Genomic DNA, 14541 nt, shown 5'->3' on the forward strand with positions numbered 1-14541 from the left:
TAGTCGTTTAGTCGTTTTGCCGATCCGGCGGCTTCGTGGACGCGCCGACATGCCGACACCGGCCGCGCGATCCCGCGACGCGCCGCCCTTTGCGCCGCCCGTCGCCGGCCGCCCGCCCCTCAGTCGCCCCTCAAGTCGCCTCTCAACCGCCCGTCCGCCGCACGGCGCCGGCCGCCTGCGCGACGCGCACGTACTCGTCGACGCCGACGTCTTCCGCGCGGCGCGCGAGATCGAAGCCGAGCGCGTCGAAATCCACCAGGTCGCGATAGCCCCCAAGCGTGTTGCGCAGCATCTTGCGGCGCTGCGAGAACGCGGCCGTCACCACTTCGCCGAGCACCGCGACGTCGACGTGAGGCAACTCGTGCGGCGCGTGCGGAATCATCCGCACGATCGCCGAATCGACCTTCGGCGGCGGCTGGAACGATTCGGGCGGCACATCGATCAGCTTGTCCATCGTGTAGCGGTACTGGAGCATCACCGACAGCCGGCTGAACGCCTTCGTGCCCGGCTCGGCGACCATCCGCTCGACGACTTCGTTCTGCAGCATGAAGTGCTGGTCGATCACGACGGGCGCGAACGACATCAAATGGAACAGCAGCGGGCTCGAGATGTTGTACGGCAGATTGCCGATGATCCGCAGCGACGGCGCGCCGCCCGGCCGCGCGAGCGAGCCGAAGTCGAACGCGAGCGCGTCGCCCGCGTGCAGCTCGAGCAGATCGCCGAAGCGCTCCTCGAGGCGTCCGATCAGGTCGCGATCGAGCTCGACCGCGTGCAGCGGCGAATCGGGCGTCGCGAGCCGCGCGATCACGGGCCCGGTGAGCGCGCCGAGGCCCGGACCGATCTCGACCATCCGCTCGCCGCGCTTCGGATCGATCGCCGCGACGATCGCGTCGATCACGCCGTGATCGACGAGAAAGTTTTGCCCGAAGCGCTTGCGCGCGAAATGCCCTTGGTGCTGTCTGCTGTTCGACATCGAGAGATAGAAAAACGAATGACGCGAAAACTCAGCCCGCGCGCCGATGGCGCGCCATCGTCACGGCGGTGTCGATCGCGGCGACGAGGCTGCCCGGATCGGCGCGGCCCGTGCCGGCGAGATCGAGCGCGGTGCCGTGATCGACCGACGTGCGGATGATCGGCAGGCCGAGCGTGACGTTGATGCCTTCGCCGAACGTCGCGTACTTGAGGACCGGCAGTCCCTGGTCGTGAAACATCGCGAGCACGCAATCCGCATGCTCGAGGTAGCGAGGCTGGAACAGCGTGTCGGCCGGGTACGGGCCGCGCGCGTCGATGCCCGCCGCCCGCGCGCGTTCGAGCGCCGGCTCGATCACGTCGATTTCCTCGCGGCCGAGATAACCGTTCTCGCCCGCGTGCGGATTCAGGCCCGTCACGAGGATGCGCGGCGCGGCAAGACCGAAGCTGCCGCGCAAGTCGCGATCGACGATCGCGAGCGTATCGGCAAGACCGTCGATCGTCAGCGCGGCCGACACGTCCTTGAGCGGCAGGTGCGTCGTCGCGAGCGCGACGCGCAGCGGGCGCTCGCCCGTGCCCGCGAGCATCATCACGACGCGCGGCGTGTGCGTGCGCTCGGCGAGATATTCGGTGTGACCGGTGAACGGCACGCCCGCATCGTTGATCGTGCTCTTTTGCAGCGGCGCGGTGACGATCGCGTCGTATTCGCCGGCGAGCGCGCCGTCGATCGCCGCATCGAGCAGATCGAGCACGTAGCGCCCGTTCGCCGGATTCAGCTTGCCGGCTTCGGCCGGCGCGGCAAGCGCGCGATGCACGACGGCGACATGCGCGTCGGCGACATGCGCGTCGGCGACATGCGCATTCCCGACGTGCGCGCCTGCGACATCCGCATTCGCGCCGCCCGCCGTCACGCGCACCCAGTCGACGCCGACCGCGGCCGCGCGCTGCGCGATCAGATTCGCGTCGCCGAGCACCGTGAAACGCGCGTCCGGCCAGCGCGTCGCCGCGTCGGCGAGCGCGCGGGCCGTCAGCTCGGGGCCGACGCCGGCCGGCTCGCCGGTCGTGATCGCGATGCGCAGCGGCTGCGGGCTGGCGGACATGATGCGCCTATGCGCTTACTGGGCGACGGGCAGCTTGATCTGCACGTACGACGAATCGCGCAGCTCGCGCAGCCAGTCCGCGTACGCCTGCTCGGCCTTGCGCTGACCGATCGCCTGGCGAGCGATGTCCATCTGCTGCTGCACCGAGCCTTCCGCGTCGCGTCGGCCGAGCACCTGGATCAGGTGGTAGCCGTACTCGGTGCGCACCGGGTTGCTGACCTGGCCGTCCTGCAGCGCGTTCATCGCCCGCTCGAATTCGGGCACCGTCTCGCCCGGGCTGATCCAGCCGAGATCGCCGCCCTGCGAAGCCGAGCCGTCCTGCGAATAGGTGCGCGCGAATTTCTCGAAATCGCTGCCCGCCTCGATCTGCCGGCGGATGTCGATCAGCTGCTGGCGCGCCTGCGATTCGGACTTGCCTTCGCCGACGCGCAGCAGGATGTGGCGCACGTGCGTCTGCACGATCTTCGGCGACGCGGCCGGGTTCTGGCTCGCGCGGCGCTCGACGAGGCGCACGATCTCGAAGCCGTCCGGCACGCGGATGAGCGTCGGGTTGACCTCGCCGGGGCGCAGCTTCGACACGGCGTCGACGACGTCCGACGGCAGCGACGACGGCGACTTGAAGCCGAGATCGCCGCCCTTCTTCGCGTCGTCGGCCTCCGAATTGTTCTTCGCGAGCCGCTCGAAATTGGCGCCCGACGCGAGCGCCTGCTGCAGCAGGCCTTCCGCCTTCTTCTGTGCGACGTCGATGTCCGCTTGCGGCGCGCTCGTCGGGGCCTTCACGAAGACGTGCTCGAGCCGCAGATCCTGCTGCGAGCCGGCGTTCGGGCCGCGCTGGCTCGCGATGTAGCTCGCCACCTCGGCGTCCGACACGGTGATCTTGCTGTCGACTTCCTTCTCGCGCAGCTTCGAGAGCATCAGCTCGGTGCGGGCATCGCCCACGAACACGTCCCACGGCACGCCTTGCGCCACGATGCGCGCCTTGTACTGCTCGAGCGACATCCCGTTCGCCTGCGCGAGGCGGCCGAGCGTCGCCTGCACGGTGGCGTTGTCGACGACGATGCCGTCGTCCTTCGCCCGTTGCACCTGGATGCGCTCGAGCACTATCTGGTTGAGCACCTGTGCGCGCAACTGGTCCATCGGCGGCACGGGCGCGTTCTGCTGCTGCAGGCGGCGCGCGATCAGGCCGGCGCGCTGATCGAGCTCGCGCCCGGTGATCACGTCGTTGTTGACGACGGCGACCACCTCGTCGGCGAGCGACGCGCCCTGCGCGCGCAGCGCCTGCGCGGACGCGGCCGGCGCGACCGTGATGAGCGACGCGAGCAGACCGGATGCGATAGCCGCGAAGCGAAGGGTTTTCTTCATTGCCACAGGTACTCCATTGAAAGCGGGCTGCGCGAACGCCGCTCGCCGCGAACGCCTCCTCGGCGGTTAATCGTAATTGCTGAAGCGCGACAGCGGCGCCGGCGCGGGCGGCAGCGGCGTGTAGCCCTGCACGCCGGCCCTGAACGCAGACACGAGGCCGTTGTCGACGCTCGTCAGACCCTTCAGCACGAGTTGCGCGAGCACGCGGGTCGACGAGTTCTGCTGCCCCGACGTATTCACGCCGTTCGCGTAGCGCTGGACGCCGACGCCGAGCGCCCAGCAGTCGGCATCGTACTGGAAGCCGACGAGACCGTCGACAACCCGGCTGCTCGCGAGATCGTAGTTGAAGCGGCCGACCGCATAGAGCCGCCGCGTGAGCGGCCATTGCGCGGACACGAGAACCTGGTTGATCGGCTCGTTGCTGAGCGTCGGGTTCTGCCGCGTGTAGCGATAGCCGACGTTGATCACGCGCCGTTCGCCCGGGCTGTAGCCGAAGCCGACGCTCGACTTCACGAGCTGGTTGTTGTCGACGTTGTACTGGAACGCGGTTTCCGACGCGAAGCCCGCGCCGAGCTTGACCGACGCGCCGAGGATCAGGTCCGAGTGCCGCGCCGTCGCGGGCGCCTCGGTCGGCTGCAGCGTCACGCGCTGGTCGGTGAAGTAGTACTGCTGCGCGATCACGAAGCGCGCGCGCTCGTCGCCCGTCTCCGGATTGATGAAGCGGGTCGTGAGCGCGGCCGTCAGGCGGTTCGCGTCGGCGATCCGGTCGTTGCCGACGAACGTGTTCGGCGTGAAGATCTCCGCGAGCCCGAAGTCCGACACAGCCGTGTCGAAGAGCGGCGCGTCCGACTGGTTCCGGTACGGCGTGTACACGTAGTACAGGCGCGGCTCCAGCGTCTGGATGAAGTCCTGGCCGAACAGGCGCACCGAGCGGTCGAAGATGAGCCCGCTATCGAAGCTGAGCGTCGGGATCGAATAGGTGAAACGCTTCGGCTGGCCGGGCACGCCGCCCGTCGTCGTCGTCAGGTCGTACGACGCGATGTGCAACTGCGCCTTCGGGACGACGAAGTAGCCGGGACCGTACAGCCCGTACGACACGTACGGGTTGAACATCACGCGGTCGCCTTCCGGCTGATCGGCGGTCGTGATCCGGAAGCGCGAATAGTCGGCTTCCGCGCCGAAGTCGAAGCCGCCGACGTTGTACTTCGCGTACTTCACGTTCAACTGCGGCTCGCGACCGTACGGCGCGACCGACGGCGCGAGCGTCTGCCAGTGCTGGTAGCGCCCGAGCACGGACCACGGCCCGTTGTTGTATGTCAGGCCGGCTTCCTGCTGATAGATGGTCTGGATCCCGTTCAGGAACTGGTTCGTCGACCCCAGGTCCTCCGGATACGTGTTGTCCGAGACCTTGTTGTAATAGACGTAGCCGCCGAAGCCGTTGCCGAAGTTCTGCTGGTGCTGCCAGTAAATCGCGTAACGGTTGCGCTTCGCGACACGGTCGTCCGGCAGGTATTCGCCCGTCAGCGTGCCCGAGTAGTTCGTCGACAGATAGCGGAACGTCGCCTGCGTGAAGATCCCGCGCTTCGAGATGATGTGCGGCGTGACCGTCAGATCGCGGTTCGGCGCGATGTTGAAGTAATACGGCAGCGCGAACTCGAAGCCGCTCGACGAATCGAGCGAGAACGTCGGCGGCAGGAAGCCGCTGCGCCGCTCGCCCGACAGCGGAAACGTGAGCCACGGGCTGCCGAAGAGCGGCACGCCCTGGAAGAACAGCACGCCGTTGCGCGCGACGCCTTCGTCCGCGCCGGTATCGAAATCGAACTCGCTGCCCTTGATGTACCACGCCGGGTTCGACGAGCACTGGCAGCCGGTGTACGTGCCGTTCGTGAACACCGAGCGCTCGCTGTCGAGCAGTTGCACCCGCTCGGCGCTGCCCGAGCCGCCCGTCGCCGTGAAATGGTACTTCGGCGTCGTCATGAAGCCCTGGTTCGCCTCGACCTTCAGATGCGCCTCGGGGCCCGAGAACGTCGTGCCGCCGTTCGACACCGTGACCTTGCCGTACGCGTCGGCCATGTCGGTGTCCTGCTCGTAGTGGATCGCCTGCGCCTTGACGACCGCGTTGCCGCGGCGGATCTCGGCCGAGCCCTTCGCGGCGAGATCCTGATCGGCCGTGCCGCTCGTGTGGTCGCCGAGCACGAACGTCGCCGGCTTGCCGCTCTGTTTTTGCGGATGCTCGTCGAGCTGCGGCGCGAGGCGCAGGTCCCACGGCGAACCGAACGTCTGCGGCTCGGCCGCGACGCCCGTCAGTTGGGCCTGCGACACCGCCGGCACGAGGCCCGGTACGGCCAAAAGCGCGACCGCGAGCCGTTTTTTGCGCGGCGCGGCATCGCAAGCTGGGACGAGCGGGAATAACGTTTTAGGCGGCATCTATCGTTCGGCGAATCGACCCTGTCAAACCCGGCCTTCGCACGCCGCAGCCCGCGCAATCGAACCGTGACTGCGGCTTCGCGCATACCGGGGGAAAACGGGCAAACGGACGGCGTAGCGGGCTGCGGGCCCGCGCCGGCGGGAATTGACACGGGACGCGTCAAAAAAGTCGTGGGGTATTATATGGCAAGACGTTCCCCCTCCCCGACTTTCAATGACGCAGCCTCCAGCCGATCCCCGTCTCACCCGTCTGCGCACCTGGCTCGCCGCTTTCGCCGGCCGCTACGCGCTCGACCCGGCGTCGCTCGCCCCGGCGTCCGCCGACGCGAGCTTCCGCCGCTATTTCCGCGTCGCGAGCGCGGCCGCGCCGGGCGGCACGGCGATCGCCGTCGACGCGCCGCCGCCCGAGAAGTGCCGCGAGTTCGTGCAGATCGCGCAATTGCTCGACGCGGCGGGCGTGCACGCGCCGAAAGTGCTAGAGCACGATTTCGACGCGGGCTTCATGCTCGTCACGGATCTCGGCACGCGCTCGTACATCTCGGCGCTCGACCCCACCGCGCCCGCCGCCGCGCGGCCGCTGATGCGCGACGCGCTCGACGCGCTGATCCGCTGGCAGCTCGCGTCGCGCGAAGGCGTGCTGCCGCCGTTCGACGAAGCGTTCCTGCGCCGCGAGATGGAGCTGATGCCCGAGTGGTACGTCGGCCGGCATCTCGGCAAGACGCTCCCGGACGACGCGCGCGGCGTGCTCGACCGCACCTTCGCGCTGCTGATCGCGAGCGCGCAGGCGCAGCCGCAGGGCTACATGCTGCGCGACTTCATGCCCCGCAACCTGATGATCGCGCAGCCGAACCCCGGCGTGCTCGACTTTCAGGACGCGGTCTACGGGCCGCTCACGTACGACGTCGTATCGCTCCTGCGCGACGCGTTCATCAGCTGGGACGAGGAGTTCGAGCTCGACTGCTTCGCGTACTACTGGGAAAAGGCGAGGAAGGCGGGGCTTCCCGTCGAGCCGGACTTCGGCGAGTTCTACCGGCAGCTCGAATGGATGGGCCTGCAGCGCCACATCAAGGTGCTCGGCCTGTTCGCGCGGATCAACTACCGCGATCACAAGCCGCACTATCTCGCCGACCTGCCGCGCTTTCTCGGCTACGCGCGGCGCGTCGCGCTGCGCTACCGGCCGCTCGCGCCGTTCGCGAAACTCCTCGACGAACTCGAAGGCAAGACGGCCGACATCGGCTACACGTTCTGAACGATGACGCACACACTCGATACGGCGATGATCTTCGCCGCCGGGCGCGGCGAACGAATGCGCCCGCTCACCGACACGACGCCGAAGCCGCTTCTTGCCGCGGGCGGCAAGCCGCTGATCGTCTGGCAGATCGAGCGGCTCGCCGCGGCGGGCATCCGCACGATCGTCGTCAATCACGCGTGGCTCGGCGCGCAGATCGAGGCCGCGCTCGGCGACGGCTCGCGCTGGGGCGTGCGGTTGCGCTACTCGGCCGAGCGCGAGGCGCTCGAGACGGCGGGCGGGATCGCCCAGGCGCTGCCGCTCATCGAGGACGGCGCGGGCCCCAAGGTGTTCGTCGGCGTCGCGGGCGACGTCTACGCGAACTTCGATCACGCGACGCTGCGCACGCGCGCGGCCGCGCTCGCGGCGGCCACCGAGCCCGGCATGCACCTCGTGATGGTGCCGAACCCGCCGTTCCATCAGGCGGGCGATTTCGCGCTCGACGGCGACGGCCTGCTGTCGCTCGACGGCGCGCCGCGCGTCACGTTCGGCAGCATCGCGCTGTACGACACGCGGATGTTCCGCGCTCTGCCCGCCGGCACGCGCCGCGCGCTCACGCCCTATTATCGCGAGACGATCGCCGCGCGCCGCGCGACGGGCGAGCTATACACGGGGCTGTGGGAGAACGTCGGCACGCCCGCGCAGCTCGGCGAACTCGATGCGGCGTTGAGGGCCCCCTCCGGCCGGTCAGTCGGCTGATCGATTGGATGTCCGGTTAGCCGTTCGGCTGATCGGCTGATCGATTGGCTCGGCCGCTCGGCCGGTCGATCGCTTGGCTGCACGCCTGCTCGAGCGCTCGACCGGTCAGCCGCTTGGCTTCCCGTTGCGCTCATGCTCGACTGCGCGGCTTTCGGTGAGTTTCACGGTTTCGCGATTGCTCGGCTTTTCGGCTTTTCGGCGCCGCATCGTCGCGGCGGCCGCCGCCGCCGTCAAACCTCTTCCGCCGCCGCGCCGTCGGCCGCCGCGCGCTGCTGCTGCAGCGCCCACATCTGCGCGTAAAGGCCGTCCGCGCGCAGCAGTTGCGCGTGCGTGCCGCGCTCGACGATGCGCCCGTGGTCCATCACGATGATCTGGTCCGCATGCACGACGGTCGATAGCCGGTGCGCGATCACGAGCGTCGTCCGGTGCCGCGCGATCTGCTCGAGCTCGTGCTGGATCGCGCGCTCGGAGCGCGAATCGAGCGCGGACGTCGCCTCGTCGAACAACAGAATCGGCGGGTTCTTCAGGATCGTCCGCGCGATCGCGACGCGCTGCTTCTCACCGCCCGACAGCTTGAGCCCGCGCTCGCCGACCGGCGTGTCATAACCCTTCGGCAAGCTCTCGATGAACGCGTGGATGTGCGCGGCGCGCGCGGCCGCGATCACCTCGTCGCGCGTCGCCGAAGGCCGGCCGTACGCGATGTTGTAGTAGATCGTGTCGTTGAAGAGCACCGTGTCCTGCGGCACGATGCCGATCGACGCGCGCAGCGTTTCCTGCTTCACGTCGCGGATGTCCTGGCCGTCGATCGTGATCGCGCCGCCCGCCGTGCGATCGAGGTCGTAGAAACGGAACAGCAGCCGCGACAGCGTCGACTTGCCCGAACCGCTGTGGCCGACCACCGCCGTCGTCGTGCCGGCGTCGATCGTGAAATCAACGCCGTGCAGGATCTGCCGCGACGGCTCGTAGCTGAAATTGACCCGCTCGAAGCGCACCTGCGCGCCGCTCACCTTCAGCGCGCTCGCGCCGGGCGCGTCGTCCACTTCGCGCGCCGCCGACAGCAGCCCGAACATCCGGTCCATGTCGGTCAGGCTCTGCTTGAGCTCTCGGTAGACAACGCCGAGGAAGTTGAGCGGAATGTACAACTGCAGCATGAACGTGTTGATGAGCACGAGATCGCCGAGCGTGAGCTTGCCCGCGAGCACGCCCTGCGTCGCGCGCCACAGGATGAACACGAGCCCCGTGCCGATGATCACCTGCTGGCCGAAATTCAGGAACGACAGCGAATTCTGCGAGCGGATCGCAGCCTTCCGATAGCGCTTCAGATTTTCGTCGTAACGCTGCGACTCCCATTCCTCGTTGCCGAAGTACTTGACCGTCTCGTAGTTGATCAGCGAATCGATCGCGCGCGAGTTCGCCCGCGAATCGAGCTCGTTCATCGTGCGGCGGAAATGCGTGCGCCACTCGGTCACCTTCACGGTGAACCCGATGTACGCGACGAGCGCGGCGAAGGTCACGTACGCGTAGTACGCCTCGTACTTGACGACGAAGAAGCCGAGCACGAGCCCCACTTCGACGAGCGTCGGCAGGATGCTGTAGAGCGAATAAGAGATCAGCTGCTGGATGCCGCGCGTGCCTCGCTCGATGTCGCGCGACATGCCGCCCGTCTGCCGCTCGAGATGAAAGCGCAGCGACAGGCCGTGCAGATGCCGGAACACCTGCAGCGCGAGCCGCCGCACCGCGCTCTCCGTCACCTTCGAGAACAGGATTTCGCGCAGCTCGGTGAAAAGCGACGTCGACAGCCGCACGAGCGCATAGGCGACCACGAGGAGCCCGACCCCGCTCGCGAGCACGATGCTCGCCGACTGCTCGGCGCGGCCGAGCGCGGTCAGTTGCTGGACGGCGGCGAGGCCGTCGACGATCCGCTTCATCACGACGGGCACGCCGAGGTTCGCGACCTTCGCGCCGATCAGGCACGCGAGCGCGAACGCGACGCGCCACTTGTAGGCAGTCAGATACGGCAGCAGCGAGCGGATCGTCTGCCAGTCGTTGCGCGGCCCGGTCACGACGGGCGCGGGCTCGGAGGAAGCGGGATAGCGGCGCATGGGGAGTTCGTGGTTCGCTTCGTCGGTGAAAGTGCGCGTGCTTGGGGCCGTAGCCGTCGCGCGGTGCGGCGTACGCGGCGGGGCTCCGGCGGCCGAATCGCGCAGATCGTCGCGCATGGTCGAATGGCATGGCGCGAAGGCACAACCCGCATGCGACCAGCACGGCCCGGCGTGCGCGGCTCGGCGTGCGCCGCTCGACCTACGCAGCCTGACCTACGCGACGCGGCGTGTGCGGCGCGGCCCAAGTTCACACTTTCTCGTACAATTTCATAACTTTGCATTGTCGCAGAAGCCGGTTCGCGCCGCTGCCCGCCGCCTCGCAGGCGCCGGTCCGCGAAAACGCGCGAGCCGGCCGTTTTTCTTACAGGATGGAAGCTTCAACCATGACCGATTCGTCCCTGCAACTCCCGCAAAAACCGCCCGCGCTGCGCGTCGTGCCGCAACCGTCCGACGCGAACGTCCACGGCGACGTGTTCGGCGGCTGGATCATGGCGCAGGTCGACATCGCGGGCTCGATCCCGGCGAGCCGCCGCGCGAACGGCCGGGTCGCGACGGTCGCGGTCAATTCGTTCCTGTTCAAGCAGCCGGTGTTCGTCGGCGATCTGCTGAGCTTCTACGCGAGCATCGTGAAGACGGGCAACACGTCGGTGACGGTCGACGTCGAGGTCTACGCGCAGCGGATGAGCCTGATGAGCGAGATCGTCAAGGTGACGGAAGCGACGCTCACCTACGTCGCAACCGACTCCGATCGCCGCCCGCGCGCGCTGCCGCCGCTCGAATAAGCGCCGCCGCGTTTTGCGCGCGTTTCGCCCGCGTGTTGCACCGGCGCGCGGGCCGCGCGGGCCGCGCACGGGGCGCCGCGGCGATGCGCGCCGCGATTTGCTTTGCCTCGCCCGCTCAGTGCGCGGCGAGGCCGAACTCGCGCATCGCCGGAATGAAGTCGTGATTGAGCTTCGGCTTGCGCGACAGCTTCGCGAGCACGTAGCGCTGAAACGGCGTGAGCGTCGCCCACTGCACGGCGGACGGCGCCGGCAGCCCGGCCAGCCCGCTCTGCGCGACGAGCGCATCCGGCACCATCTCGACGCCGCGCCAGGCCGGATGCTCGTCCGGCTGGAACCACGTCGGCTCGACGTTCGCGTGCGTGCGCAGCATCTCGAAGAGCGCATGATCGAAATTCGGCTCGATCACGACGTCTTCGTCGGCCGGAAAGCGCGCGAGCAGCTTGCGATCCTCGATCGGCAGCATCTGCCATTGCTCGAGCGAGATCCTGAGCCCGAAGCGGTCGAGGTTGAAACGGACGATCATCGGAATGTAAGTCAGATCCTCCGACGATTCGATTTCGAAATTGAACAGCAACGGCGCGTCGCTCAGTCCCATGTTTGCACCCACTATGACGTTTGCCGGCACGTTTGGCCCGTCTGGAGTATTTTAGAACCTTCGCGACGAGCGGGGCGTGCCGCCTGACGTCGCGCCCCGCTCGCCCATCCCGCCCAATCGAAGGAGCCCCCCGTGAGCCTGTCCGAAACCGTCGAACCCCGCGGCATCGTCGAGCTCGCGGTGCGCAGGCGGCGCGGCGACGCGTTCGAGGCGGTCGTCGACAGCGTCGGCCAGGAATGGCCTGTCGCGCTCGTGTTCAACGGCATCTCGCATGCGGTGATGATGTGCACGCCGCGCGATCTGGAGGCGTTCGCGGTCGGCTTCGCGGTGTCGGAGGGCATCGTCGGGCGCGGCAGCGACGTGAAGGACATCGAGGTCGTGCTGCACGGCGACGGGCCGCTGCCGCACGCCGAAGTGCAATTGACGGTCGTCCAGCAGGCGTTCGCCGCGTTGAAGGAAAAGCGCCGCGCGCTCGCGGGGCGCACCGGCTGCGGCGTATGCGGAATCGAAAGCATCGATCTGCTCGATCTCGTGCCGGAACGCGTGCCCGATACCGGCTTTCTCGCGCGCCTCGCGCCGGATGCGATCGCACGCGCGGCGCGCGATCTTCCCGCGCATCAGGCGCTCACGCGGCAAACGGGCGGCCTGCACGCGGCCGCGTGGTGCGACGCGGCAGGCGCGATCGTCCATGCGTTCGAGGACGTCGGCCGCCACAACGCGCTCGACAAGCTGATCGGCACGCTCACGCTTGCGCGCGCCGACATGACGAACGGCTTCGTGTTCCTGTCGAGCCGCGCGAGCTACGAGCTCGTGCGCAAATCCGCGCGCGTCGGCATTCCGATGGTCGCGACGATCTCCGCGCCGTCGTCGCTCGCGATCGAGATCGCGCGGCAGGCCGGACTGCGGCTCGTGAGCTTCTGCCGCGAGGCGGGCTACGTCGACTACGGCACCGCGTAGCGCGCCGCCGCATCGCCATTCGCACGCGCCGGCGAGCGACGAGCCGCCGCGCCGGAATTCGCACGCGGACGGGGCGGCCGGCAAGCCGCCGCCTCGCGCAGCCGCCGCAGCAGCAGCGGCCGCAGCCACGCTCAGTCGAATTGACGGAAGTCCGGCTTGCGCTTCTCGAAGAACGCGGTGATCGCCTCGCGCACTTCGGGCGAGCGCAGCATCTTGCCGAACTGCTCGCCTTCCTCCGACATCCGCGCGGCGACTTCCGCGCCGGCCCCCTTCTTCAGGAACGCCTTCGTCGCCCGCAGCGACGACGCCGGCAGCGCGACGAGCTTCGCCGCCTGCTCGGCCGCGAACGCGTCGAGGTCCGCGGCGGGCAGCACGCGGTTCACGAGGCCGATCCGGTGAGCTTCGAGCGCGTCGAACGGCTCGCCGAGCAGGAGCTTCTCGGCGGCGACCTGATGGCCGGCGAGGCGCGGCAGCAGCAGGCTCGACGCCGCCTCCGGGCACAGGCCGAGCTGCGCGAACGGCAGCGACAGTTGCGCGGTGTCGGCCGCATAGACGAGATCGCAATGCAGCAGCAACGTCACGCCGATGCCGACCGCGACGCCCGCGACCGCCGCGACGATCGGCTTTTGCGCGCTCGCGATCTGGCGCAGGAACTGGAACACAGGCGCATTCTCGTCCTTCGGCGGCGCCTTCATGAAATCGTCGAGATCGTTGCCCGCGCTGAAGTTGCCGTCGCTGCCGCGAATCAGGATCGCGCGCACCGATTTGTCGTCCTGCGCCGCGGCGAGCGCATCGGCCATCGTCTGGTACATCGCCGCGGTGATCGCGTTCTTCTTCGACGGGCGCGCGAGCGTGATCGTCAGCACGCCGCCCGCGTTTTCGACCTGGATATCCATCTGAGCCGTCTCCATGGCTGTTTCCTGCGATAAACAAAAGAAAACGGTGCGCGAGCTGGCCGCCCGCGCACCGTCGTCATCATGCGTCGCGCGCTCCGCTCAGAGGCGCTCGATGATGCCCGCCGCGCCCATGCCGGTGCCGACGCACATCGTCACCATCCCGTACTTCAGGTTGCGACGGCGCAGCCCGTGCACGACGGTTGCCGCGCGAATCGCGCCCGTCGCGCCGAGCGGGTGGCCGAGCGCGATCGCGCCGCCGACCGGGTTGACCTTCGACGGATCGAGGCCGAGATCGCGGATCACGGCGAGCGACTGCGCGGCGAACGCCTCGTTCAGCTCGATCCAGTCGATGTCGTCCTGCTTCAGGCCCGCCGCCTTCAGCGCGGCCGGAATCGCTTCCTTCGGGCCGATGCCCATGATCTCCGGCGGCACGCCGCGCACGGCGAAGCTGACGAAGCGCGCGAGCGGCGTCAGGTTGAACTGCTTGAGCACCTTCTCAGACACGACGAGGAGCGCGCCCGAGCCGTCCGACGTCTGCGAGCTGTTGCCCGCCGTCACCGAGCCCTTGTTCGCGAACACCGTCTTCAGCTTCGCGAGGCCTTCGAGCGACGTGTCCGCACGCGGACCTTCGTCGAGCGCGATCACGCGCGTGTTCGTGTCGATCGCGCCCGTCGCGAGATTCGGGAAGCGCTCGATGATCGTGTACGGCGCGATCTCGTCCTTGAACTCGCCCGCCTGCTGCGCGGCGAGCGCCTTCCGGTGCGATTCGACCGAGAACGCGTCCTGGTCCTCGCGGCTCACCTTCCACTGCTCGGCGACGCGCTCGGCCGTGAGGCCCATCCCGTAAGCGATGCCGACGTCTTCGTTGCGATCGAAGATGTGCGGCGACATCGACGGCTTGTTGCCCATCATCGGCACCATGCTCATCGATTCGACGCCGGCCGCGAGGATCGCGTCCGATTCGCCGACGCGAATGCGGTCCGCCGCCATCGCGAGCGCGGTGACGCCCGACGCGCAGAAGCGGTTCACCGTCACGCCGCCGACCGTGTTCGGCAGGCCCGCGAGCAGCGCGCCCATCCGCGCGACGTTCAGGCCCTGCTCGGCCTCGGGAATCGCGCAGCCGACGATCGCGTCTTCGATCAGCTTCGTGTCGAACTCCGGCACCTGCGCGATCGCCGACTTGATCGCGTGGACGAGCAGCTCGTCCGGGCGCGTGTTCTTGAATGCACCGCGGGGCGCCTTGCCGATCGGCGTGCGGCTTGCGGCGACGATGTATGCGTCTTGCAACTGTTTGCTCATTTCTCGCTCCTGTCGACCGGAGCCGGCGCCTCAGCGCCGACTCCGGTCCCATGCAAAGTTGTCCG

12 protein-coding genes are annotated in these 14541 nt (G+C 68.4%); 4 read left to right on the forward strand and 8 right to left on the reverse strand.

All coding sequences use genetic code 11. The features are described 5' to 3' along the window. Nucleotides 1-142: 142 nt before the first annotated feature. From rsmA to WS91_RS10315, 4 genes are all read right to left on the reverse strand, one after another. Nucleotides 143-973, reverse strand: coding sequence for a 16S rRNA (adenine(1518)-N(6)/adenine(1519)-N(6))-dimethyltransferase RsmA (gene rsmA / locus WS91_RS10300; protein WP_038751198.1), 831 nt, complete (start codon nucleotides 971-973; stop codon nucleotides 143-145). Between the two features lie 31 nt (nucleotides 974-1004). After that, the gene (pdxA, locus tag WS91_RS10305) at nucleotides 1005-2069 is read right to left on the reverse strand and encodes a 4-hydroxythreonine-4-phosphate dehydrogenase PdxA (RefSeq protein WP_038751196.1); all 1065 of its coding nucleotides are present in this window, start codon (nucleotides 2067-2069) and stop codon (nucleotides 1005-1007) included. A gap of 15 nt (nucleotides 2070-2084) precedes the next feature. Further along, nucleotides 2085-3431, reverse strand: a complete 1347-nt coding sequence (locus WS91_RS10310) for a peptidylprolyl isomerase (protein WP_059643997.1) — start codon at nucleotides 3429-3431, stop codon at nucleotides 2085-2087. A 66-nt stretch (nucleotides 3432-3497) separates the two neighbouring features. Next, nucleotides 3498-5858, reverse strand: coding sequence for an LPS-assembly protein LptD (locus tag WS91_RS10315; RefSeq protein ID WP_059644000.1), 2361 nt, complete (start codon nucleotides 5856-5858; stop codon nucleotides 3498-3500). Nucleotides 5859-6072: 214 nt separating this feature from the next. Between WS91_RS10315 and WS91_RS10320 the strand changes: the two genes are divergently transcribed. Continuing rightward, nucleotides 6073-7107: an aminoglycoside phosphotransferase family protein gene (locus WS91_RS10320; protein WP_059644003.1), complete on the forward strand. Its 1035-nt coding sequence runs from the start codon at nucleotides 6073-6075 to the stop codon at nucleotides 7105-7107. A gap of 3 nt (nucleotides 7108-7110) precedes the next feature. Beyond that, nucleotides 7111-7845, forward strand: coding sequence for an N-acetylmuramate alpha-1-phosphate uridylyltransferase MurU (murU, locus tag WS91_RS10325; RefSeq protein WP_038751188.1), 735 nt, complete (start codon nucleotides 7111-7113; stop codon nucleotides 7843-7845). Nucleotides 7846-8075: 230 nt separating this feature from the next. On the opposite strand, the gene WS91_RS10330 is transcribed toward murU, so the two are convergent. Continuing rightward, nucleotides 8076-9947, reverse strand: a complete 1872-nt coding sequence (locus WS91_RS10330; RefSeq protein WP_059577310.1) for an ABCB family ABC transporter ATP-binding protein/permease — start codon at nucleotides 9945-9947, stop codon at nucleotides 8076-8078. A 368-nt stretch (nucleotides 9948-10315) separates the two neighbouring features. Between WS91_RS10330 and WS91_RS10335 the strand changes: the two genes are divergently transcribed. Next, nucleotides 10316-10729, forward strand: coding sequence for an acyl-CoA thioesterase (locus WS91_RS10335; RefSeq protein WP_100185318.1), 414 nt, complete (start codon nucleotides 10316-10318; stop codon nucleotides 10727-10729). Nucleotides 10730-10844: 115 nt separating this feature from the next. Here WS91_RS10335 and WS91_RS10340 read toward each other — a convergent pair whose 3' ends face one another. Continuing rightward, nucleotides 10845-11324, reverse strand: a complete 480-nt coding sequence (locus WS91_RS10340) for a nitrate reductase associated protein (RefSeq protein ID WP_038751184.1) — start codon at nucleotides 11322-11324, stop codon at nucleotides 10845-10847. A gap of 132 nt (nucleotides 11325-11456) precedes the next feature. Here WS91_RS10340 and fdhD point away from each other — a divergent pair, with 132 nt between their 5' ends. Beyond that, the gene (gene fdhD, locus WS91_RS10345; protein WP_059577284.1) at nucleotides 11457-12281 is read left to right on the forward strand and encodes a formate dehydrogenase accessory sulfurtransferase FdhD; all 825 of its coding nucleotides are present in this window, start codon (nucleotides 11457-11459) and stop codon (nucleotides 12279-12281) included. 131 nt (nucleotides 12282-12412) lie between these two features. Here fdhD and WS91_RS10350 read toward each other — a convergent pair whose 3' ends face one another. Together WS91_RS10350 and WS91_RS10355 are read right to left on the reverse strand one after the other, a co-directional pair. Continuing rightward, nucleotides 12413-13177 carry an enoyl-CoA hydratase gene (locus WS91_RS10350; protein ID WP_059577287.1) on the reverse strand — a complete coding sequence of 255 codons (765 nt, stop codon included), beginning with the start codon at nucleotides 13175-13177 and terminating at the stop codon, nucleotides 12413-12415. Between the two features lie 99 nt (nucleotides 13178-13276). After that, the gene (locus tag WS91_RS10355; protein WP_038751178.1) at nucleotides 13277-14476 is read right to left on the reverse strand and encodes an acetyl-CoA C-acyltransferase; all 1200 of its coding nucleotides are present in this window, start codon (nucleotides 14474-14476) and stop codon (nucleotides 13277-13279) included. Nucleotides 14477-14541 lie beyond the last annotated feature (65 nt).

Source organism: Burkholderia sp. MSMB1498 (assembly GCF_001526245.1).
Classification (GTDB): Bacteria; Pseudomonadota; Gammaproteobacteria; order Burkholderiales; family Burkholderiaceae; genus Burkholderia; species Burkholderia savannae.